Annotated in this window: 22 protein-coding genes; 13 read left to right on the top strand and 9 right to left on the bottom strand. The window is 72.7% G+C overall.

What is annotated here, in order from left to right; all coding sequences use genetic code 11:
- Window positions 1-2 precede the first annotated feature (2 nt).
- Window positions 3-1,400, bottom strand: coding sequence for a DUF6421 family protein (locus WQO_RS02500; protein WP_029182510.1), 1,398 nt, complete (start codon window positions 1,398-1,400; stop codon window positions 3-5).
- A 294-nt stretch (window positions 1,401-1,694) separates the two neighbouring features.
- Between WQO_RS02500 and WQO_RS02505 the strand changes: the two genes are divergently transcribed.
- Window positions 1,695-2,378, top strand: coding sequence for a glycerophosphodiester phosphodiesterase (locus tag WQO_RS02505; protein ID WP_010062741.1), 684 nt, complete (start codon window positions 1,695-1,697; stop codon window positions 2,376-2,378).
- 14 nt (window positions 2,379-2,392) lie between these two features.
- Here the strand turns inward: WQO_RS02505 and WQO_RS02510 are convergent, their stop codons facing one another.
- Window positions 2,393-2,938, bottom strand: coding sequence for a GNAT family N-acetyltransferase (locus tag WQO_RS02510; protein WP_058953852.1), 546 nt, complete (start codon window positions 2,936-2,938; stop codon window positions 2,393-2,395).
- A 242-nt stretch (window positions 2,939-3,180) separates the two neighbouring features.
- Here WQO_RS02510 and WQO_RS02515 point away from each other — a divergent pair, with 242 nt between their 5' ends.
- The 5 genes from WQO_RS02515 (at window position 3,181) to WQO_RS36220 (ending at window position 6,618) form a co-directional block, all read left to right on the top strand.
- Window positions 3,181-3,792 (top strand): DUF5134 domain-containing protein, encoded by a 612-nt coding sequence (locus WQO_RS02515; RefSeq protein WP_010062739.1) that lies wholly within the window; start codon window positions 3,181-3,183, stop codon window positions 3,790-3,792.
- 98 nt (window positions 3,793-3,890) lie between these two features.
- On the top strand, window positions 3,891-4,826 hold the full coding sequence (locus WQO_RS02520) for a M56 family metallopeptidase (RefSeq protein ID WP_010062738.1): 936 nt from the start codon (window positions 3,891-3,893) through the stop codon (window positions 4,824-4,826).
- A 90-nt stretch (window positions 4,827-4,916) separates the two neighbouring features.
- Window positions 4,917-5,621: a phosphatase PAP2 family protein gene (locus WQO_RS02525; RefSeq protein ID WP_010062736.1), complete on the top strand. Its 705-nt coding sequence runs from the start codon at window positions 4,917-4,919 to the stop codon at window positions 5,619-5,621.
- A complete protein-coding gene (locus WQO_RS02530; RefSeq protein ID WP_010062734.1) occupies window positions 5,615-6,310 on the top strand; it encodes an HAD family hydrolase in 696 nt (231 codons plus the stop codon). The genes WQO_RS02525 and WQO_RS02530 overlap by 7 nt, the downstream gene beginning before the upstream one ends.
- 152 nt (window positions 6,311-6,462) lie before the next feature.
- On the top strand, window positions 6,463-6,618 hold the full coding sequence (locus WQO_RS36220; RefSeq protein ID WP_162493204.1) for a hypothetical protein: 156 nt from the start codon (window positions 6,463-6,465) through the stop codon (window positions 6,616-6,618).
- A gap of 304 nt (window positions 6,619-6,922) precedes the next feature.
- On the opposite strand, the gene WQO_RS02535 is transcribed toward WQO_RS36220, so the two are convergent.
- The gene (locus tag WQO_RS02535; protein WP_010062731.1) at window positions 6,923-8,416 is read right to left on the bottom strand and encodes an LVIVD repeat-containing protein; all 1,494 of its coding nucleotides are present in this window, start codon (window positions 8,414-8,416) and stop codon (window positions 6,923-6,925) included.
- A 158-nt stretch (window positions 8,417-8,574) separates the two neighbouring features.
- On the opposite strand from WQO_RS02535, the gene WQO_RS02540 reads away from it, so the two are divergent.
- The gene (locus WQO_RS02540; protein ID WP_010062730.1) at window positions 8,575-9,261 is read left to right on the top strand and encodes a DUF305 domain-containing protein; all 687 of its coding nucleotides are present in this window, start codon (window positions 8,575-8,577) and stop codon (window positions 9,259-9,261) included.
- Window positions 9,262-9,394: 133 nt separating this feature from the next.
- The gene (locus WQO_RS02545; protein ID WP_010062729.1) at window positions 9,395-10,816 is read left to right on the top strand and encodes an FAD-dependent oxidoreductase; all 1,422 of its coding nucleotides are present in this window, start codon (window positions 9,395-9,397) and stop codon (window positions 10,814-10,816) included.
- Between the two features lie 15 nt (window positions 10,817-10,831).
- Here WQO_RS02545 and WQO_RS02550 read toward each other — a convergent pair whose 3' ends face one another.
- The 3 genes from WQO_RS02550 to WQO_RS02560 all read right to left on the bottom strand — a co-directional run bounded on the left by WQO_RS02550 (window position 10,832) and on the right by WQO_RS02560 (window position 13,123).
- On the bottom strand, window positions 10,832-11,635 hold the full coding sequence (locus WQO_RS02550) for a class I SAM-dependent methyltransferase (protein ID WP_010062728.1): 804 nt from the start codon (window positions 11,633-11,635) through the stop codon (window positions 10,832-10,834).
- A 78-nt stretch (window positions 11,636-11,713) separates the two neighbouring features.
- Window positions 11,714-12,199, bottom strand: coding sequence for a hypothetical protein (locus WQO_RS02555; RefSeq protein ID WP_010062726.1), 486 nt, complete (start codon window positions 12,197-12,199; stop codon window positions 11,714-11,716).
- A 207-nt stretch (window positions 12,200-12,406) separates the two neighbouring features.
- Window positions 12,407-13,123, bottom strand: a complete 717-nt coding sequence (locus WQO_RS02560) for a cupin domain-containing protein (RefSeq protein WP_010062725.1) — start codon at window positions 13,121-13,123, stop codon at window positions 12,407-12,409.
- 239 nt (window positions 13,124-13,362) lie between these two features.
- On the opposite strand from WQO_RS02560, the gene WQO_RS02565 reads away from it, so the two are divergent.
- The 4 genes from WQO_RS02565 to WQO_RS02580 all read left to right on the top strand — a co-directional run bounded on the left by WQO_RS02565 (window position 13,363) and on the right by WQO_RS02580 (window position 17,424).
- The gene (locus WQO_RS02565; protein ID WP_010062724.1) at window positions 13,363-14,448 is read left to right on the top strand and encodes a WD40/YVTN/BNR-like repeat-containing protein; all 1,086 of its coding nucleotides are present in this window, start codon (window positions 13,363-13,365) and stop codon (window positions 14,446-14,448) included.
- Window positions 14,449-14,515: 67 nt separating this feature from the next.
- On the top strand, window positions 14,516-15,193 hold the full coding sequence (locus tag WQO_RS02570) for a uracil-DNA glycosylase (protein ID WP_010062723.1): 678 nt from the start codon (window positions 14,516-14,518) through the stop codon (window positions 15,191-15,193).
- Window positions 15,190-16,335, top strand: coding sequence for an N-acetylglucosamine kinase (locus WQO_RS02575; protein ID WP_237274091.1), 1,146 nt, complete (start codon window positions 15,190-15,192; stop codon window positions 16,333-16,335). The genes WQO_RS02570 and WQO_RS02575 overlap by 4 nt, the downstream gene beginning before the upstream one ends.
- Window positions 16,336-16,491: 156 nt before the next feature.
- Window positions 16,492-17,424 (top strand): sirohydrochlorin chelatase, encoded by a 933-nt coding sequence (locus WQO_RS02580; protein ID WP_029182509.1) that lies wholly within the window; start codon window positions 16,492-16,494, stop codon window positions 17,422-17,424.
- Between the two features lie 135 nt (window positions 17,425-17,559).
- Here the strand turns inward: WQO_RS02580 and WQO_RS02585 are convergent, their stop codons facing one another.
- The 3 genes from WQO_RS02585 to WQO_RS02595 form a co-directional block, all read right to left on the bottom strand.
- Window positions 17,560-18,621, bottom strand: a complete 1,062-nt coding sequence (locus WQO_RS02585) for a lactonase family protein (RefSeq protein ID WP_010062718.1) — start codon at window positions 18,619-18,621, stop codon at window positions 17,560-17,562.
- Between the two features lie 154 nt (window positions 18,622-18,775).
- Window positions 18,776-19,087 carry a hypothetical protein gene (locus WQO_RS34655; RefSeq protein ID WP_073825818.1) on the bottom strand — a complete coding sequence of 104 codons (312 nt, stop codon included), beginning with the start codon at window positions 19,085-19,087 and terminating at the stop codon, window positions 18,776-18,778.
- Between the two features lie 147 nt (window positions 19,088-19,234).
- A complete protein-coding gene (locus tag WQO_RS02595) occupies window positions 19,235-20,734 on the bottom strand; it encodes an FUSC family protein (protein WP_010062717.1) in 1,500 nt (499 codons plus the stop codon).
- A gap of 326 nt (window positions 20,735-21,060) precedes the next feature.
- Here WQO_RS02595 and WQO_RS02600 point away from each other — a divergent pair, with 326 nt between their 5' ends.
- Window positions 21,061-21,570, top strand: a complete 510-nt coding sequence (locus tag WQO_RS02600; protein ID WP_010062716.1) for an Lrp/AsnC family transcriptional regulator — start codon at window positions 21,061-21,063, stop codon at window positions 21,568-21,570.
- The last annotated feature ends 187 nt before the right edge of the window (window positions 21,571-21,757 follow it).

A 21,757-nucleotide genomic window follows, 5' to 3' on the forward strand; every position in this document is an offset into this window, starting at 1 on the left:
GTTCACGCGGCTGCCCGCTCGTCGTTCGCCGCGGTGATTCCCTTGGTGGAGGCAATCACGTGCTTCAGCTTCTTGGCGAGCGCCTCATAGAACATGCTCAGGGGAAACTCGTCCGGAAGCACGTCGTCGACGAGCTTGCGAGGAGGAAGTGTGAGGTCGAGGGCGTCGGGGCCCTTGGCCCAGCGCGATCCCGGGTGCGGGGCGAGGTAGGTGGAGACGAGGTCGTACGCGGCGAACCAGTGGACCAGCTTGGGGCGGTCGATGCCGTCGCGGTAGAGCTGCTCGATCTCGCCGCAGAGCTGGTTGGTGACCTGCGGGGCACGGTCCCAGTCGATCTTCAGGGTGTTGTCGGTCCAGCGGACGACGTCGTGCTTGTGGAGGTAGGCGAAGAGGAGCTGACCGCCCAGGCCGTCGTAGTTGCGGACGCGCTCACCGGAGACGGGGAAGCGGAACATCCGGTCGAAGAGGACGGCGTACTGCACGTCGCGGCCGTGGGCGTTGCCCTCGGACTCCAGCTTCACGGCCTCCTTGAAGGCGGTGAGGTCGCAGCGCAGCTCCTCCAGGCCGTACATCCAGAACGGCTGCCGCTGCTTGATCATGAACGGGTCGAACGGCAGGTCGCCGTGGCTGTGGGTGCGGTCGTGGACCATGTCCCACAGGACGAACGCCTGCTCGCAGCGCTGCTGGTCGCCGATCATCTCGCGGATGTCCTCGGGCAGCTCCAGGCCCAGCAGCTCGACGGAGGCCTCGGTGACGCGCCGGAAGCGGGCGGCCTCGCGGTCGCAGAAGATGCCGCCCCAGCTGAACCGCTCGGGGGCCTCGCGCACGGCGATGGTTTCCGGGAAGAGCACCGCGGAGTTGGTGTCGTAGCCGGAGGTGAAGTCCTCGAAGGTGATGCCGCAGAAGAGCGGGTTGTCGTAGCGGTTCGCCTCCAGGTCGGCGAGCCACTCGGGCCATACCATCTTGAGGACGACCGCTTCGAGGTTGCGGTCGGGGTTGCCGTTCTGCGTGTACATCGCGAAGACGACGAGGTGCTGGAGGCCGTCGGCCCGCATCTTCGCGGGCTGGAAGGCGAGCAGCGAGTCCAGGAAGTCGGGGACGCGGAAGCCGTCGGCGGCCCAGCGGCGCAGGTCGGCGACGAGCGCGCGGTGGTAGGCGGCGTCGTGCGGGAGGAGCGGGGACAGCTCCTCGACCGCACCGATCACCCGGTCGAGGACGCGCTCGACGTCGGCCGGGGACGGGGCGCCGTCGGCCTCGAAGTCGATGGATCCGTCCTTGGACTGCCAGGGGCGGATCTCCTCGACGGCATCCCTGAGCACGGGCCAGGCCGGGTGCTCGACGACCCGCTGGGCCGTAGCTATCGCGCCGTCGGTGGCGTCGTGCACAAGAATTTCCGTCATAACACTTCCTCCACGGGAGAACCTCGCGTGACATCACCGTAGCCGGGCAGGGATCCTTCCGACAAGTGCAGACCTGAAAATTATCCTGCGTACCCCCTATGGTCACCGCTGTTTTTCCTGCGAGATGCCGGGTAGGGGCGCAGTTCCCGCAGCACCGCTCGGATCCGGGCGACCGGGCCCGTACGGCGTGGGACATCCCGCGCCCGGGCCGTTACCCTCCCCAGTGCCGTATTGCCGTACCTCAGCGCGGGCAGGAGCAGTCGACGGGAAGCCGTCGACGGAAACGAGGTCGCCTTGTCATTTCTCACCCTGGGTCATCGCGGAGTGATGGGCGTCGAGCCCGAGAACACCCTGCGCTCCTTCGTCCGCGCCGAGGCGTCCGGCATGGACGCCATCGAGCTGGATCTCCACCTCAGCAAGGACGGCGCGCTCGCCGTGATGCACGACGCGGACGTGGACCGCACGACGGACGGCACCGGGCCGATCGCGGCCAAGACCCTGGCGGAGCTGCGTGAGCTCGACGCCGGCCGGGGCGAGCGGATCCCCGTCTTCGAAGAGGTGCTGGAGGCCGTCTCCTCCCCGCTCCAGGCGGAGATCAAGGATGTGGCGGCGGCCCGCGCGCTGGCGGACGTGATGCTGGAGCGCGATCTCGCCGGGCGGGTGGAGGTGTCCTCGTTCCACGACGAGGCCGTCACCGAGATCGCCCGGCTGGTGCCCGGCGTCCGGACGGTCCTCATCGCCAGCCGCTGGGGCGCGGACGTGGTGGACCGGGCGAAGGCGGCGGGCGCGGCGACGCTCGCGCTGAACATCCGCCGCCTCACCCTGGAGGTGGTGGAGCAGGCGCACGCCGAGAGCCTGAAGGTGATCGGCTGGGTGGTGAACACCCAGGACCACCTGCGCCTGGCCCGGGCCCTGAACCTGGACGGCGCGACGACCGACTTCCCCGAGATCCGCCGCACCGGTCGCTTCACCGCGTAAGGACGCGGCAGCCGTCAGATCTTCTTGACGAGCAGTTCGAAGGCCAGGTCGTCGCGGAGCGGGATGCCGAAGCGCTCGTCGCCGTACGGGAACGGGGTGAGCGCCCCCGTACGGCGGTAGCCGCGGCGCTCGTACCAGGCGATCAGGTCGTCGCGCACCGAGATGACCGTCATGTGCATCTCGCCGACGCCCCAGCTCTCCTTCGCCGCGCGCTCCGCCTCGGCGATGATCAGCTTGCCGAGTCCGCCGCCCTGGAGTCCGGGCCGTACCGCGAACATGCCGAAGTAGGCCGCTTCGCCCCGGTGTTCGAGCTGGCAGCAGGCGACGAGTTCGCCGCCGCGCTCCACCGCGAGGAGCCTGCTCGCCGGAGCGTCGATGACGTCGCGCACGCCCTGTTCGTCGGTCCGCTGCCCCTGGAGGATGTCGGCCTCGGTGGTCCAGCCGGAACGGCTGGAGTCACCGCGGTAGGCGGACTCGATCAGGGCCACCAGCGCCGGGACGTCGGCCTCGGTCGCGTCACGGAAGGTCAGCCGGGCCGAGTCGGGCGTGGCGGTGTCCATGGGTGGGGCTCTCCGTTTCTCTGCTGCCGTACGGGCTTCTCCGCTGCCGTACGTGTCTGCGTACTGCCGTGCGTACGGTCGCTGCTGCGCGTCCGGTCGAGAGTAACGCGACCCGGAGCGCCCCCGGCGGGCCCCGGCGCGCTCCCTTCACTCCCCTGCGCGCCGGGTTCGGCGGCGTCGGCGTGGGCAGCGATGGGGCGACCCGCAACAGTGCCGTACGTCCGACCTGGGGGAGGCGCGCCGTGCACGGAGGGGCTTCGACCGGCTGGCTGCTGATGGCGTTGTGCGCGGTGAGCGGCGCCTACTGCCTTCTGCGCACCCGCACCGGGACACCTCGGGAACGCCGCACGGCGCGCTCGGAGGCGCTCATGGGTTTCGGGATGGCGGCGATGGCCGTTCCGGCGGCGGTGCTGTCGCCGCCGGACTGGGCCTGGGCGGTGTACGCCGTGCTGTTCGGCACGGCCGCGCTGCGGGCGCTGCGGCCCGCTCTGCGCGGCGGCCACCATCTGCACCACCTCGTCGGCTCGCTGGCCATGGTCTACATGGCCGTGGCGATGGCCCCGGCGGTATCGGGGAGCAGCGGAGGCGGTCACGCCGGGCACGGGGTGGCGTCGGCGGGAGCCGGGGGCATACCCGTGCTGACCGGGGTACTGCTCGTCTACTACGCGTTCTATGTGCTGGGCTCGGCCGGCCGGCTACTGCCAGCAGCTGCCGTGACTCCGGCCGGCGGGGCGGGCACCGTCGGCCGGGGGCCGGGCGGTTTCGGCGGCGGGACGGACGGGCGGCCCGAGCTCACGACGGCCTGCCGACTGACGATGGGCATCGGCATGTTCGCCATGCTTCTCACCCTGTGAGACGGGAAGTGGGACAGAACCCCCGTCAAACAGTGGCCTGCGTCACTTGGCCGTCGCGGCCGTACCCCCGGCCGACCCGCCCCTCATAAGCTGAAGCCATGCTGGTCTCCCTCGCGCTGCTGCTGCTCGGTGCACTGACCGCCCTGGTGACCCCGCGTGTGATGGCGCGGGCCCGGTGGCCGGAGCGCGAGCCGGTCGTGGCCCTGTGGGTCTGGCAGTGCGTGGTGGCCGCTGTCCTCCTGTCGTTCGCCCTGTCCATGACGCTGAGCGCGGCCGCCGCCTGGCAGGCGGTGCGCGGCCATGTCTTCGCCCCCGCTCCGCACGCCGTCGTCGAGGCGTACGCCCTGGCGGCGTACGGACCGTGGTCGGCGGTCATCGCGGTGCTGCTGGCACTCGGCGGGCTGTGGTCCGGCACGATGCTCCTGCGCGAGATCCGGCGGGCGCGGCGTCGCCGCAAGCAGCGCCGGGCGGAACTGCTGGTGCGCGCCCCGCTGATGCCGGGCGAGGAGCCCGGGGGCGACCGTCTCGTGGTGCTGGAAGGCGAACGCCCGGACGCCTGGTGGCTGCCCGGCACCGCACCCCAACTCGTCATCACCACGGCCGCATTGGGCCGACTGAAGGGCCGTCAGCTCGATGCGGTGCTCGCCCATGAGCAGGGGCACGCCCAGGCCCGGCACGACTGGTTGCTGCACTGTTCGTCGGCGCTGGCGATCGGCTTCCCGCAGATCCCGGTGTTCGCCGCGTTCCGCGACGAGATGCACCGGCTGGTCGAGTTGGCCGCCGACGACGTGGCGTCGCGCCGTTTCGGCAGGCTGACGACCGCGCTCGCCCTGGTCGGACTCAACGAGGACCGCGGGGTGTTCGGCCCCTGCCCCACTCCGCAGGCCGAAGTGCCCCTCCGGGTCAACCGGTTGCTGGCCCCGGTCGAACGGCTCACGGCGGGCCGCAGGCTCCGGCTGACGGCCGCCGCCGCGCTGGTGCCGGTCGTCCCGGTGGTCGTGGCCTTCGTCCCGGGGCTCCGCGCCCTCGGATAGCCCCGGGGCGGCCGGGGATCCGGACCTGGATCGACCCGGTTCCGTACCCGGGTTGGCCTTCGGCCGGGGTCCTCCGCGAGGATCACCCCCATGTCCTCCCCCTCCCCCCACTTCCGCTACCGTTCACCGGAACGTTCCCCCCGCGCCGCGCCCGCCCTGTGGACCGGAGCCGTCGTCGGCGCGGCCGCTCTGGTGCTGCTCGTGCTGGTGGCGGTGCGCTGGTCGCCGCTGATGTCCCTGGACCGGTCGGTCGCCGATGCCCTGCACCGGCACGCGGTCGCCGACCCCGGTCTGGTCCACGTGAACCGGGTGCTGACGGACTGGGTGTGGGATCCCTGGACCATGCGCGCCCTGATCGCGGTGGCGGTGGTCGCCCTGTGGTGGCGCGGTGCGCGCCTGCCCGCCCTGTGGACGGCCGCGACGAGTCTGCTCGCCACGCTCCTCCAGCAGGGGCTGAAGGCCGCGGTGGACCGGGAGCGCCCGCAGTGGACCGATCCGGTGGATTCCGCGAACTTCGCCGCCTTTCCCTCCGGGCACGCGATGACGGCCGTCGTGACCTGCGGGCTGCTCCTGTGGCTGCTGCGGCTGTATGGCGCCGGCCCCGGGCTGTGGGGTACGGCACTGGCCGTGGCGGTGGTCTCGGCGGTCGGCGTCGCGGCGACCCGGGTATATCTGGGGGTGCACTGGCTGACCGATGTCGTGGGCGGTGCGCTGCTGGGGGTGGCCGTGGTGGCGTTGAGCGCCGCCGGTTACGCCCGGTACACGGCGCCCCGGGAGGGATCGAACCGATGGTGATCAAAGGCGTGCTGTTCGACTTCTCCGGAACGCTGTTCCGGATCGAACCGGTCCGGGACTGGCTCGCCGCCGTGCTGCGCGAGGAGGGCGTCGACGTACCACCGGAGGATTTCGAGCCGTACGTGACCGGGCTCACGGAGGCCGGCGCTCTCCCGGGCGGTCCGCCTCCCCTCCGGGTCCCGGAGCGGCTGGCCGACGCGATGGGACGCCGGGACCTGACCCCCGCGCTGCACCGCGAGGCGTACACCGGGCTGGCCCGGACCGTCGCGCTGCCCGATCCGGGGCTCTACGACGCGCTGTACGCCCGCCATATGCGGCCGGACGCCTGGCAGGCCAATCCGGACGCGGTGGAGGTTCTGGAAGGGCTGCGAAGGGCGGGGATCGCGGTCGGTGTGGTCAGCAACATCGGCTGGGACCTGCGTCCGGTCTTCCGGGCGCACGGGCTCGACGACCTGGTCGACGCCTATGTGCTGTCCTTCGAGCACGGGCTCCAGAAACCCGCAGCGGAGCTGTTCCGCATCGCCTGCACGATGGTCGGCCGGGATCCGGCCGATGTGGTCATGGTCGGTGACAATCGGATCGCGGACGGGGGTGCGGCCGCCCTGGGCTGCGAGGTCAGGTTCGTGGACCACCTGCCCGTGCCGGAGCGGCCCGACGGCCTGCGTTCCCTGGGGCTGGTCCCGGGCTGAGGCCCACTGCGGGCAGGGGCGGGGCCCACCGGAGGGACCCGAGGAGATCACGAGAGATCGGGCCGAGGTGTGAGGCATATCCCGCCGCGGAAGGGGTAATGGAAGCCGCCCGTGGTCGTAGCCTGGTGGGCATGTCCCCTATGCCGTCGTCCGTGTCCACCCGTTCCGCAGCCGAGGTCAACGCGGAGATCCGCGACCTGTGGCAGCGTTCGGGCGGGTCCCTGACGCCGCAGGACGAGGCCGCATACCAGCGGCTGCTGGTGGAGTGGGCCGCCGCCGCCGGCGGGAGCGTTCGCACCGCCGTCTGACCGCCACGGCCGCCGTCGGCCCGTGACCAGGAGCTTGTGGAAGATCGCGCCCGATCCGGCGATCCCCCGCGTCGCCGGATCCGGGCACACCCCCGGCGTGCCCCGTGGGACACGGCCGTGGACCGCGCCGGAGACCGGAGTTGCGGGGTCCGCCGGCGCAGGGATCCAGCATGTCCCCACCCCGCTCATCGGTCAATGAATTTCCGCTCCGTACGCACCGGGGCCGGTGTCTCGCGGACGGGTGACCGCCCGGGAGGCACCGGCCCCGGAATCTGACGAACCTGCTGCGCGACGCGCTGACGGATCAGCGGTCGAAGTAGTCCGGCTGCGTCTGCACGTTGAGCTCGTCCATCGTGACCCGCTTCGCCGGGTCGGTACGCCGGTCGTCCAGCTTCAGCACGTCGAAGCCCTTGGCGATGTCGCTGGAGTAGATGTGACCGTTGTAGTAGTACGCCGACCAGGGGCCGGCCGTGGTGACCTGGTCGAGGGTGACCGGGCCGCGCTCGAAGAAGGCGATCTCCTTGGGCTTGGCCGAGTTGGTGAAGTCCCAGACGGAGATGCCCCCCTGGTACCAGGCCTGGACCATCAGGTCGCGGCCCTTCACCGGGATGATCGAGCCGTTGTGGGCGACGCAGACCTCGGCGTCGGCCTGGTGACGGTCGATCTTGAAGTAGCTGCGGAAGACCAGCTTGCGCTTGTCGCCCTTGCCGACGATGTCGTAGATGCCGTCGGCGCCGCGCTTCGGACCGATCTGCTCGTTGCAGGTGGCCGCGCCGCCGCCGCCGAGCTCGTCGGTGAAGACGACCTTGTTCGCACCCTGGTTGAAGGTCGCCGAGTGCCAGAACGCGAAGTTCACGTTGTCCTGGACGCGGTCGATGATCTTCGGGTGCTCCGGGTCCTCGATGGAGAACAGCAGACCGTCACCCATGCAGGCCCCGGCCGCCAGGTCCTTCGACGGCAGCACCGTGATGTCGTGGCAGCCGGTCGTCTTGGAGACGCCGGGGTTCTCGGGCGCTCCCGGGTTACCGCCGTCCGGGAAGAGCACCGGGAAGTCGATGACCCGGGCCTTCTGGGGCGCCTTGAGCGGCACCTTGATGATGGAGATCCCGTCGTGCGGCGGCTTGCAGTCCGGGAACGTCTCGTTGGGCGAGTACGAGGAGACGTACACGTACACGTTCTTCTTGCCGTCCGGCACCAGCGTGTGCGTGTGGGAACCGCAGGCGGTCTCCACGGCGGCGATGTACTTGGGCTGCCGCTTGTTGCTGATGTCGAAGATCTTCATGCCCTCCCAGGAGGACTTCTCCGTGGCGGGCTGGGAGGTGCTGGAGCAGGAGTCGTCGCTGCGGGAGGAGTCCGTCGACAGGAAGAGCAGGTTCCCGGAGACCGAGATGTCGTTCTGGGAGCCGGGGCAGAGGACCTGGGCGACCGTCTTGGGCTTCTTCGGCTTGCTGATGTCGTAGATGACGAAGCCGTCGTAGTTCCCGACGTACGCGTACTTCCCCTGGAACGCGAGGTCCGTGTTGGTGCCCTGGAGGGCGCCCTTCGGCACGTTCGTCAGGTGCTTGATGTTGGAGCTGTGGACGATCTCGTCCACGCCGGGTATGTCACCCCCGGATATCGCGGCCCTGGCCTCGGCCTGGTCGCTCTTGGAGACGGAACCGCGCTCGGCCGGAGCATCGCCCGGGTCGGGGGTCGCGGCCGCTGTGGTGGCCGTCAGCAGCGTGGCGAGGAGTCCGGCCGCGGCTGCCACCGCGCCCAGACGTCTGCGCCGCACGCGGGTGGTGTGCAACGAGGTCACTGCGTCCTCCCTAGGATCCGTTCGGGGTCGAACGGTTATGGAACCCCCGGCAGTATCGTCCCTCACATGTACACATCAACAGATGGCAACGCAGACGTAATAGAAGTTTTTGATCTTCCGCCGGTGGAAGCGTGTTAGGACGGTCTGCAACAAACCCTGTGGCACAGGAGGTCACCGTGTTGATCCATCGCCGGACCGCAGCTCTGCGCTCAACCGCTCTCGCGGCGGCGGCGATTGCCGCCGCGCTCGTCCTGGGAGCCTGTGACGCGGACAGCGGTGACGGAACGTCGGACAAGGCCAAGGACACGGGTCCCGGCGTGGTCGCGCCCGGCAGACCGGGCGAGCCCGCCCGGACGCTCTCCGCCGAGGAGGCCGCCGAGGAGACCGGCCAGGACACCGCCAACTCCGCGGACTTCCGCTATGCGCAGATGATGATCGAACATCACGCACAGGCGCTCGTGATGACCGAACTCGCCCCGAAAAGGGCCTCCCAGAGCACCGTCAAGCGGCTCGCGGAACGCATAGCGGCGGGCCAGAAGCCGGAGATCGGCGCGATGGAGGGGTGGCTCAAGAGGAACGGCGGCGACAAGCGCAAGCAGCACCACGACCACTCCGGCATGCCCGGCATGGCGACCGAGGCCCAGCTGGAGAAGTTGCGCGGCACCGAGGGCAAGGCGTTCGACAAGCTCTTCCTGGAGCTGATGATCACCCACCACCAGGGGGCGATCACCATGGCCACGGAGGCGCTCACCGAGGGGAACGACATCTTCGTCGAGGAGATGGCGAGCGATGTGGTCGCCCAGCAGACCGTGGAGATCAACCGGATGCGCGGAATGATGGACTGAGACCCGGGGCCGAGCCGCGCGGCCGGTCCGCCCGCAAGCGAGGGCCACTCGACTGCACTGCTCCCTGCGCCCGGCGGTGCGGATCGGCCCGGCGGTGCCATCCTGGAGGGAACCTCCGGGAAAGAGGTGCGCCGTGCTCTCCGTCGCCGTCGTCGGTTCCGGTCCCAGCGGGGTCTACACCGCCCAGGCCCTCCTCCAGCAGTCCCTGGTGCCCGATGTGCGCGTGCATGTCCTGGACCGGCTGCCCACCCCCTACGGACTCGTGCGGTACGGGGTGGCCCCCGACCACGAGAAGATCAAGTCGCTGCAGAACAGCCTGCGGGCGGTGCTGGAGGACGAACGGGTCACCTTCGTGGGCAACGTCGGCGTCGGCGGGGCGGACGGGGTCTCCCCCGCCCGGCTCGCGGAGCTGTACCACGCCGTCGTCTACTGCGTCGGGGCGTCGGCGGACCGGGCGCTGGCGGTTCCGGGCGAGGGCCTGCCCGGCAGCTATTCGGCCACCCGCTTCGTCTCCTGGTACAGCGCCCACCCGGACATCGGCACCGACCCGTTCGCCCGGGACGCCCTGGCCGCCCGCTCGGCCGTCGTGATCGGCGTGGGCAACGTGGCGGTCGACGTGGCCCGGATCCTGGCGCGCGGTGCCGGCGAACTGCGCCGCACCGACGTGCCCCGCGCCGCGCTGCGCGCGCTGGAGAAGAGCCGGGTGCGCGAGGTGCACATCGTGGGCCGCCGGGGCCCCTCCCAGGCCCGGTTCACCACCAAGGAGCTGCGGGAGCTGGGGGCGCTGCCCGGGGCGCGGGTCGTCGTCGACCCGACCGAGCTGGCGCTCGACCCGGCGTTCGCCGCTCCGGACGGCCTGCCTGGAGCCCTGCCGCTGCCCGCCGTGGTGCGGCGGAACCTGGAGGTGCTGCGCGGCTGGTCGGTCGGCGGCGGGGTGGAGGCCGCCGGGGACATGCAGGGCGGGGCGCCGGGCTCGGCCGATGCCGTACGCCGCATCCGGCTGCGGTTCTTCCTGCGGCCGGTGGAGCTGCTGGAGCGCGGCGGGCGGGTGGCCGGGGTCCGGTTCGCCCGGACGGCCCCGGACGGGGCGGGGGGCGTCCGGGACACCGGTCGTTACGAGGACGTCGAGGCGCAGCTCGTCCTGCGGGCGGTCGGCTATCGCGGGGTGGAGCTGCCGGGGCTGCCGTTCGACCCGGTACGCGGAACCGTGCCGCACGCGGCGGGGCGGGTGCTGCGGGGCGGGGTGCCGTCGCCGGGTGAGTACGTGGCGGGGTGGATCAAGCGGGGGCCGACCGGGGTGATCGGCTCGAACCGCTCCTGCGCCAAGGAGACGGTGGCCTCGCTGCTGGCGGACGCGGCCGCGCTGACGCGGCGTACGGCGGCGGAGGACCCGCTGGCCGAGCTGCGGGATTGGGGACTGCGGCCGGTGGAGTGGGCTGGCTGGCTGTCGATCGAGCGCGCGGAGGCGGAGCTGGGCCGGTCGCTGGGGCGCGGCCCGGTGAAGATCCCCGACTGGGCGGGGCTGCTGGCGGCGGCCCGGGACGAGAACGGCTGACCGGCCCCCGCGCGGTCACTCCCGGGTCGCCACCACCAGCCGGGCGCGGGGGCTGCCGTCGGGGCGGCGGCCCAGTTCGGTGAGCGGCGTGAGCCGCACGGCGAATCCGGCCCGCGTCAGGTCCTCCAGCACATCGCCGAGCCGGAACGTGCGGTAGTACATGATGAACTGCGGGCGCCACAGGGCGTTGCGCACGCGCATCGCCGCGTCGAAGCCGAGCAGCGTCCAGTAGGCGCGGGATCCCACCGGGGGCGGTGCGCCGATCGGGAAGACGAACTGTCCGCCCGGGCGGAGCGATCCGTGCACCTCGGCGAAGAGGCCGAAGCGTTCGGAGGGCAGGAAATGGCCGAACGCCCCGAAGCTCAGGGCGAGATCGAAGGCGGGCGCGAAGGGCAGGGAGCGGGCGTCGGCCCGTACCCAGTCCAGTGCGGGGCCCTCTGCTGCCTGGCCTTCTGCTGCCGGTCGTTCCCCTGCCGGTGCCTCTGCTGCCGGATGCTGCCCCGCCGGTGCCCCGCCCTCGGGCGGGAAGGCCGCCCGGGCCTCGGCGAGCATCCCCGCGCTGAAGTCGACCCCGACCACCCGCTCGCGGCACAGCCGCCGGAGTACGCCGACCCCCGCGCCGGTGCCGCAGCAGACGTCGAGTCCGGTGTCGAAGGGGCCGAGTCGGCGCACCTCGTCGGTGACGGCGTCGAGCACGCGGTCCGGGGTGCGGTAGGGCGTGTGGTCGAACTTCGGGGCGAGGAGGTCGTAGCCGCGCTCGATCGAGGAGAGCGCCTGAACGGCCAGTTCACGCACGGTGGGGCCCTGTTCGGTAAACATCAAGGGCCACCCTACCGACGCGGCCGGCGCCCCGCGGCCACGCGCTGCCGTGCCGCCCGGCGCGGGAGTGCCAGGCCGTCAACGGCCTTCGGGAAGTCGCCGCTTGAGGGTGATGGCGGTATCGGCGGCGTAGGCCTGCGTCCAGCTGCGGCCGGCCCCGGACTTCCAGGTGACGTGGACCGTGGAGCCGTCGGTCCGGGCGCTCTCCACGGTCATGGCCCGGTCGCCGTCGCGCACGTCGCCGCGCCGGAGTTCGCCCGCCCCGACCGTGACGGGGCGCCGCGCGGGCGCGTTCTCGGCCTCCTCGGCCGCCCGGAGGAGTGCGGCGGCCAGCTCGCGGGCCGCCTCGGGGGTGCAGGACCAGACGAGTGCGCCCGCCGGGGGCGTGAGGCGGATGCCGATACGGGGAGCGGGGGCCGGATCGCCGTCAGGGGCGGTCGGGGCGGAGCCGTCGTCGGGGGCGGGGCCGCCCGCGGTGGCCGTGGCCGGCACGTGCCCGTCCACCGTGACCGTGATGGGCACCGGGCGGCCGTCGGCGTCCGTGATCCCGGTCCCGCTGCTCATCGTCGTCTCCTCGGTGCGCCTGGCCGCTGTCCGGCCCTGACTGTTCCTGACCGCCACCGGGCCGTCCCGGAGGCTTGTCCGGGCCGCCGTCCGGCCGCCACCAGGATGTCAGCACCCGGCCGCCGGGCGTACGGGCGGGCCCGGTGGCGGCCGGGGCGGCTCGACGGGGCGGTCAGGGCTCGGCCGGCTCCCGGCGGCCGGCCGGGCTCAGGTGCGGTAGACGTCCAGGCGGCCGCACATGCCGAACCTGCCGTACGCCGAGGGGCGTTCGGCGTGGACGCGGGCGCCGGCGAGGTGGCCGGCCTCGCCCCGGTCCAGGGCGTCGAGCTGGTCGGCGGTCGCGGCGGCGGCCGTGGCGGCCCCCTTCTCCCAGCGGGTGCGCCACTCCCCCGTACGGGGGCGGACGAGGACGGCGGCGGCCCGGTGGAACGCGGCCAGCGGCTCCGGATCGCCGTCCTCCACGGCTTCCCGCAGGGCGAGGAACCCCTCGACGGCCAGGTCACGCCGGGCCCGCGCCGCCTTCTCCTGCACGGCCACCTCGGCGTCCACCGGGAGCGCCACCGCCGCGCGGTAGTCGTCCGGGTCCGTCAGCCTGCGGGGCGGCAGCGTGAGCACGGCGTCGCCCGCCTCCGGCAGCCCGCTGTTCTGCATGAGCACGATGAGACGCAGCCCGTCCTCGTTGACCAGGCGGTGGATGGTGCCCGGGGTGAACCAGACCAGCGCTCCGGGCGTCAGCGGTGTCTCCCGGTATCCGGCGGTCGTGAGGGTCTGCACGGAGCCGCTGCCGCCGACCACGACGTACCCCTCCGAGCAGGTCAGATGGAGATGCGGGGTGCCCCCGCGCAGTCCGTCGGCGGCGGGCCAGTCGTAGACGGTCAGGTGCGAGACGGCGACGGCGCCGGGCAGTCCTTCGAAGGTCACCACGGGGGCTCCTGGGTCTCGGCGGCACGGCCTCCCGACCGGACCGCAAGCGCTTTCTACGGCTCTCGGACGCTAGGGCCGCCGCCGGACCCCGGTCAAGGGAACCGCGCGGGCGGACAGCGCCACGGGCGGCGCACCCCGGGCAGGACCACGGGCGGCTGGCGTGTGCGCGAGCCACCGTCAGTGGCCGGGTGCAGACTGGCACTGTTCCGGCACAACGGCGTATCGGGAGGTCCACAACCATGACCGATGTATTGCTCACCGCAGGCACCCGCAAGGGCCTCTTCATCGGCCGAAGGCGCGGAGGGACCTGGGAGCTCACGGGCCCGCACTTCAACGCGCAGGCGATCTACTCGGTGGCCGTGGACACCAGGGGGGACACCCCGAGAATCCTGGTCGGCGGGGACAGCGCGCACTGGGGGCCGTCCGTCTTCCACTCGGACGACCTGGGCGAGACCTGGGTCGAGCCGCGACAGCCCGCGGTGAAGTTCCCCCAGTCCACCGGGGCTTCGCTGGAGCGCGTCTGGCAGCTGCATCCTGCGGGCCCCGAGGCGCCGGACGTGGTCTACGCGGGCACGGAGCCGGCCGCGCTGTTCCGTTCCGAGGACCGGGGCGACTCGTTCGAGCTGGTCCGTCCGCTCTGGGACCACCCGACCCGCTCGCGGTGGGTGCCGGGCGGCGGCGGTGAGGGGCTGCACACCGTCCTGACCGACTCCCGGGACGCCAAGGCCGTGACGGTCGCCGTGTCGACGGCGGGGGTGTTCCGGACGAAGGACGGCGGAGCGAGCTGGGAGCCGTCGAACAAGGGCGTCTCCGCGGTCTTCCTCCCTGACCCGGACCCGGAGTTCGGGCAGTGCGTCCACAAGATCACCCGGGACGCGGCCGACCCGGACCGGCTCTATCTGCAGAACCACTGGGGCGTGTTCCGCAGCGACGACGCCGGTGACCACTGGAGCGACATCGGCGCGGGGCTGCCCTCCGACTTCGGGTTCGCCGCCGTCGCGCATCCGCACCGTGGTGACACGGCGTACGTCTTCCCGATCAACGCGGACGCCGACCGGGTCCCGGCGGAGCACCGCTGCCGGGTGTTCCGCACGACCGATGCGGGGCGCACGTGGGAGCCGCTCTCCGAGGGGCTGCCGGCCGGGGCGCACTACGGCACGGTGCTGCGGGACGCGCTCTGCACCGACGACGTGGATCCCGCCGGTGTCTACTTCGGCAACCGCAACGGCGAGTTGTACGCCAGCGCGGACGACGGGGACAGCTGGCAGCAACTCGCCTCCCATCTGCCGGACGTCCTGTGCGTACGGGCGGTGGCGCTCGGCTGACGGGTGGTCGGCCGGAGCACCGACGGCAGTTGATCGGAGTGGTCGTATCAGCAGTAGAGTGCGGGCCGTGGCAGCACGACCGTTGAAAGAGATCATCGAGCCGGGGTGGGCCGACGCCCTCGAACCCGTCGCCGAACGCATCGCCGCTATGGGCGACTTCCTCCGCGCGGAGATCGCCGCGGGACGCACGTACCTGCCCTCCGGGGCTCATGTACTGCGGGCGTTCCAGCAGCCGTTCGAGGAGGTGAGAGTGCTGGTCGTCGGCCAGGATCCGTATCCCACCCCGGGACACGCGATCGGGCTGAGCTTCGCGGTGGCCCCCGACGTCCGGCCGCTGCCGGGCAGCCTGGAGAACATCTTCCGGGAGCTGCACGGGGACCTGGGGCTGCCCAGGCCGTCCAACGGTGATCTCACTCCGTGGACCAGGCAGGGGGTGCTGCTGCTCAACAGGGCGCTCACCACCGCGCCGCGGCGGCCCGCCGCCCACCGGGGCAAGGGCTGGGAGGAGGTGACCGAGCAGGCGATCAAGGCGCTGGTGGCCCGGGGCACCCCGCTGGTGTCGGTCCTGTGGGGGCGTGACGCCCGCAATCTGCGTCCACTGCTGGGCGACTTCCCGGCGATCGAGTCCGCGCACCCCTCCCCCATGTCCGCGGACCGGGGTTTCTTCGGCTCGCGGCCGTTCAGCCGGGTCAACGAACTGCTGGAGCGCCAGGGGGCGGCACCGGTGGACTGGCGGCTTCCGTGACGCACGCCGTGCCGTCCGGCGGTCCGGCCGGTCCCGGGGCGTATGTCCTCGGTGTCGACTCCGGGGGCTCCGGGCTGCGGGTGGCGCTGGGCCGGGTGGGCGAGCCGGGGCCGCTCGCGACGACGGTCTGCGCCGAGCCGGTACGGACGGGTCCGGGCGGCATCGACGCCGGGCATCTGCTGGATCAGCTGCTCCCCGCCGCCCGGGAGTTGCTGGAGCGGGCCTCGGCCGCCGCGTCGGCCGAAGCGCGGAGCGACGCCCGGCCCAGCGGCTCCCGGGCCGACCAGGCATCGGCTCACGAGGTCGCGGCGGTGGCGATCGGGGCCGCTGGGATGGCCACGCTGGGCGAGCGGCTGCGGGCGGAGCTCCCCGGCGCGCTCGCGGACGCGCTGGGGGTACACCGGGTGGCGCTGGCCGCCGACGCGGTGACGGCCTACGCGGGCGCGGTGGGGCAGCGCCCCGGCGCGGTCGTCGCGGGCGGCACGGGCATGATCGCCCTCGGTACGGACCTCAAGGAGTGGCACAGGGCCGACGGGTGGGGTCATCTTCTGGGTGACAGTGGTGGCGGTGCGTGGATCGGCCGGGCCGGGCTGGACGCGGCGATGCGGGCCCATGACGGGCGGCGGGGCGGTTCCGCGGCGCTGCTGGACCGGCTGCGGGCCGTGTTCGGGGCGGCGGAGACGCTGCCGGGACTGCTCTACCCGCGCTCCGACCGGCCCGCCGTGCTGGCCTCGTTCGCCCCGGAGGTGGCGGCGTGCGCCGGAGCGGATCCGGTCGCCGCGGGCATTCTGCGGCAGGCCGCGAGCCATGTCGCCGAGGCGGCGGCGGCCGTGTGCCCGGTGCCGACCGAGCCGGACGGCGAGGGCGGCGCGAGCGGCGAAGTGGCCCTGACCGGCGGCCTGTTCCGGATGGGCGAGCCGCTGATCGCACCCCTGCGCGAGGAGCTGGCGCGGCTGCTGCCCGGGGCCCGGGTGACCACCGCGACGGGCGATCCGCTGACGGGCGCACTCCGGATCGCGCACGCCCTGGCGGCCGGGGACCTGCGTCTGCCGCGTCATCTGACGATGCTGTTCGTGCCCCGGGAGCAGGAGACCGGGCAGCGCGAGGAGACGGTGGTGCACAGCGAGCCCCGGTCGGAGTGACAGGGAGAAGGACAGGCGGGCGAATCGGCCGAATAACGAGCCGACAGACAGGGACACTCCGGTGGTACATCACTCATCGGACATAAGCGGATAGTTAACGCTCGACCTGCCCCTCCCCGAACAGAGGGGCAGGTAAAACCAGTAGCATGCGGCGCCATGAGCACCCCCACTGGGCCCGCTTCCGGCCTGCCTGTACGAATGCCGCGACCTCGCCAGTCCGGACGGCACCGCCGCCCGGAGCCCGTGGTCGCACCTGAGGGCGCCGCCGCGCTCGTTCTCGCCGTTCCCGGCACCCCTTCCCCGGCCACGCGCAGCCTGGCCGAGGAGGTGATCAGCATCGCCCGTTCCGAGCTGCCCGGCCTCAATGCCCGGATCGGCTACCTCGACGGCGACGATGCCGAGTATCCGACCCTTTCCACCGTTCTCGCCCACAACGCCGCCGAGCGCGTCGCCCGCTTCGAGCAGGCCGTCGCGGCCGGCCGTGAGGTCGCCGAGCCCACCGGTCCGTCCGCCGTCGTGGTCCCGCTGCTCGCGGGTCCGGACAGCGCGCTGATCCGGCGGATACGGCAGGCCGTGATGGACAGCGGTACGCAGGCCGAGCTGACCGATGTGCTCGGCCCGCACCCGCTGCTCGCCGAGGCCCTGCACGTGCGGCTGTCGGAGGCCGGTCTCGCGCGCGCCGACCGCGCCCGGCTGTTCACCGTCGCCACCGCCGCGGACGGCATCGTGCTGGCGACCGTGGGCGGCGAGGAGGCCGTGCAGGCCGCCGGGATCACCGGCATGCTGCTGGCCGCCCGGCTCGCCGTGCCGGTGATGGCCGCCGCGCTGGACGTGGAGGGCTCGGTCGCCTCGATCGCGGAGCAGCTGCAGGGCTCCGGCTCCGCGCAGCTGGCGCTGGCGCCGTACCTGGTGGGCCCGGAGGTCGACCCCGGCCTGCTGGACGCCGCCGCGAAGGAGGCGGGCTGCGCGACGGCCGAGCCGCTGGGCGCCTACCCGGCGATCGGCAAGCTCGTGCTGTCCCTGTACGCCACGACGCTGGGCATCACGCCCGCGACGCCGCAGGGCACCCAGGGAGCTCAGGCTCACTGACCGGAGGCCGTCGCCGTCGGGCGGCGGCTCAGGAAGCCGGACAGCGCGGCGGGCCCGGACCGGGGATTCTCCTCCGGTCCGGGCCCGCCGCGCTGTTCCCGGGCTCTCGTGGCCGGGCGAGGGCGGCGCCGAGGGTCAGGCGAAGACGACGCAGGAGGCCGCGGGGACCTCGACGGAGCCCGCGTGGCGCGGAATGCCCGTCTCGGCGTCCACGGCGAACCAGCTGACGTTCCCGGAGTGCTCATTGGCCGCGTACAGCCACTGCCCGCTCGGGTCGAGGGTGAGGTCGCGAGGCCAGCGGCCGCCACAGCCGACGGTGCCCACCAGGGCCGCCTTCTCGCCGCTCTCGTCGAGGGTGAGCACGGAGATGCTGTCGTGCCCCCGGTTGGCGGTCCACAGGAAGCGCCCGTCGCGGGCGACGACCACCTCGGACGGGTAGGTGCGCACCGCCTCGTCGGCCGTCTCGTGCTCGGGCAGCACCGGGGTCTCCCCGAGCACGTCGAGGCGGCCCGTCGCCGCGTCCCAGCGGCACACGGTGAGGACCGGCTCCAGCTCACCCAGGACGTAGGCGAGGGTGCCCGAGGGGTGGAAGGCGAGATGGCGCGGGCCGGTGCCCGCGCGCAGCGCCGTCTCGCCGTGCAGCCGCAGGGCACCCGTGGCGGGGTCCAGGGCGCAGACGCGTACGGAGTCGGTGCCGAGGTCCACGCTGACCAGCCAGTTCCCGGAGGGGTCGGCGAGGACCTGGTGGGCGTGCGGGGCCTCCTGGCGGCCGGTGTCGGGGCCGCTGCCCTCGTGCCGGAGCACCGAGGCCGCCGCCCCGAGCGATCCGTCGGCGAGGACCGGCAGGGCGGTGACGCTGCCGGAGGTGTAGTTGGCGGTGACCAGGTGGTTAGCGGCGAGCGCGAGGTGGGTGGGCGCGTCCCCGTCGACAGCCTGTGCGGGCCCCAGGAGTGTCGGTACGTCCTCGTCGACGGCGAAGGCGGCGGCGACGCCCGGGGCGCTCTCCCCGACGGCGTACAGCACCGTGCCGTCGTCCCTGGGGCCGACCGCGAGGAAGGAGGGGTCGGCCACGGCGTCCGTGGACCCGAGCACGGTCAGCGCTCCGGTCTCCCGGTCCACGGAGGCGGCGGTGATGCCGAGCCCGCCCGCCGAGGTGAACGACCCCAAGAATGCCCGCCCGGCGCTGTTGCCGATCATCGCGCTACCCCTCTTCACCGTCGCCGCGATCTTCACGGGCGACGGTAGCAGGCAGGCCTCTGCGGTCCAGACCAATCCAGGACGTCGTCATGCCGGGGCGGACGCTCACTCGCGGGGTGGGCGACCGGCCCCTTTCAGCCGGCCCGGGAGGGGGTCAGTGGTCGTCCCAGTGGCCCTCGTGGGCCGCATGACGGTGGCCGTCGTGCGCATAGTCCACGTGGTCACCGTGCGGGACCGCCACATGCCCGCAGCTCTCACCGTGGACGTGGTCGTGGCCGGCGTGCTCGTGATGCCCGGCGGCCTCGCACTCGTCCGTGTGGCCGTCGTGCTCACGGTGCAGATGACCGTCGTGCGCGTAGTCGACGTGATCATCGTGAGGGACCGCCACGTGCCCACAGCCTTCGCCGTGCGCGTGGTCGTGTCCGGGATGAGGCTGGTGCTGCAGGGATGTTGCCACGCTGTCCATCTCCACGTGCTCGGGCCACCGTCCGGTCAAGGACGGCGGCAACGAACTCTCGCCATGCTCCTCCCCTTACAGGGAAGGCTGCCATGACGGACAGAAGCGAGCAAAAGGACCATGTCGAACGGACAGGGACGTGCACACCTCCGAACGTCAGGCGTTCGTCGCCGCCGCTCGGGGAGCGTGGCTCAGCGGGCTGACGAGTCCGGCGAGCGCCCGCTCCAGACCGTGCAGGTGGGCCAGGGCCGGGTCCACGGCGACGCCGGGCAGCTCGGACAGGTGGAAGCCCCGGACACCTTCGGGCGCGGTCAGTGCCTCGACGGCCGCCTCCACCCGGGAGCACGCGGCCGACAGCCGCGCGTCGTGCGAGGCGTCCGGGTCGGCGGCGATGGAGGCCAGCCCCCGCACCTCCCGTACGCAGTCGTCCAGCAGCGCGATCACCTGGCGGGCGCGCGCCTTACGGGCCGGCAACGGGCTCAGGGGGTGCACCAGCGGAGCGAGGGAGAGCCGGACCCGGCCGAGCAGCACCTCCAGCTCGGCGACGCGGGGAGCGGGGTCGGCGAGCGTCGACCCGGCGAGCCGGTCGGCCGCCTCGGCCGTGCAGGCGTGGACGCACCGCAGCGCCTTCTGGATCCAGGCGTCGGTGATGGCGTGGGTGGTGACGGGGAGGACCAGCAGCACGGCGAGCACCGCGCCGAGCGCGCCGACGGCGGTCTCCGCGACGCGCAGCCAGAGCAGGGCGGCGTCCAGGACGCCCAGCGCACCGTAGAGCATGCCGGCCATCAGCGTCACGAAGAACATCATCCAGCTGTACGAGACCGCCGCCGTGTAGAAGATGCCGAAGACGCCGATCGCGACGACGAGGGCGGTCGGGACGGCAGCGCCGTCGAGCGGGATGGCCACGGCGAAGCCCGAGACGATGCCGATGACGGTCCCCAGGACGCGGCGGAATCCGCGGACGAGCGTTTCGCCGCGCGAGGTGGTGTTGACGAAGACCCACCAGGTGGCGCCGACCGCCCAGTACCACCGCTCGTCGGACAGGACCTGCCCGATGCCGAGCGCGAAGGCCCCGCCCAGGGCGGCCTGGACGGCCTGCCGGGTGGTGATGCGCAGCCGGCCCCGGACCTCCGGCGGAGCGGGCTGGGCGGGGAGGGGCAGCCGTCGCTCGTAGCACCACAGGCCGAAGCGCACGGTGGACGAGGCGCACAGGGACAGCATCACGGCGGCGTACAGCTCGGGCAGCTGGCCGGGCACGGTGTGCAGGAACTGGGCGGCGAAGAACATCATGAACGCGAAGACGCCCAGCGCGTGCCCGCGCGGCCCCCACCGCCGGGCGTACACGCCCGCACCCATCACGCCGAGGAAGATCAGGTCCCGGGCGAGGGGCTGGTCGTGCAGGACCGCCGCGACGGCGAGGACGGGCAGACCGGCGACGGGGAGCAGGGCGGTGGTGACCGCCTGCCCGCGCACGGTCGGGTCGGTCACGGTGAAGAGGGCGAGCAGAGCAGCCAGGCCGCCGGTGATGGCCGCCACGAGCGAATGCCCGACGAGCCCGCACAGCGCGACCGCGAGGCCGATGCCGATGACGGCACGGGAGGCGAAGCGCAGCCGGACCCGCCCCGGGTCCGGCGCCACGAACACCCTCTTCAGCACGCTTCCGCCCCTTCCGCGTCACCGCAGAACTCGCATGAAAAAGGCGCCGCGGAAGTCCGCAGCGCCATCGACGCCTCCATTGCAGCATCCAGCGGGCGCATGGATCAAACCGGGAGGAATATGCTGTACCAATGGACCAGTGAAAGAGGTGGCGAGTCGGCCACGAGCATGCCAACGGACCATCCGGGAGTGAGTCCGCGTACTCATCCCCGGAGAGCCTCCCCGGCGGCGACAGGGCAGAGGGGCCGGGCGACCGCCGGGCCGGCCCCCTCGCCCTGGGTACAGTCGGGGCCGGACAGGACGGCTGGGAAGGAGATCTGCGGATCATGGCGGTGGACGCTCTCGACACCCGGATCCTGCGCCTGCTGATCGAGCAGCCGCGCACCAGCGTCCGGGAGTACGCGCGCATCCTCGGCGTGGCTCGCGGCACCCTGCAGGCCCGGCTCGACCGGCTGGAGCGCGACGGCGTGATCACCGGCACCGGGCCGGTCCTCTCCCCCGCCGCGCTCGGCCACCCCGTGCTCGCCTTCGTCCACCTGGAGGTCACCCAGGGGCATCTGGTCGAGGTGGGGGACGCGCTGGCGGCCGTGCCCGAGATCATCGAGGCGTTCTCGACGACGGGCGGCGGCGATCTGCTGACCCGTGTCGTCGCCCGGGACAACGGGCACCTGGAGGACGTGATCCAGCGGCTGATCCAGCTGCCGGGGGTCGTCAGGACCCGGACCGATGTGGCGCTGCGCGAGCGGGTGGCGCACCGGGTGCTGCCGTTGGTGGAGTCCGTGGGACGCGCGGCGGGCGACCGGGACCGGCCGGGATCCGGGACCGTTCAGGGCTGACCGGAGAGGCGTTCCGGTGGACGGCTCGACGATTGGCGTACGCCCCGTCCCGAGCGGCGGCCGTGTCGCGGCGGGACCGGTAGGTGTGGCGGGTCGTCAGCCGAGCCTGGTGAAGGGGCCGTCGGGGCAATCGGGCTCCGCCGGACCGATATCCTGATCATGTCGTTCACCACACCGCCCAGGACTC

The organism is Streptomyces globisporus C-1027 (assembly GCF_000261345.2).
GTDB classification, from domain to species: domain Bacteria; phylum Actinomycetota; class Actinomycetes; order Streptomycetales; family Streptomycetaceae; genus Streptomyces; species Streptomyces pakalii.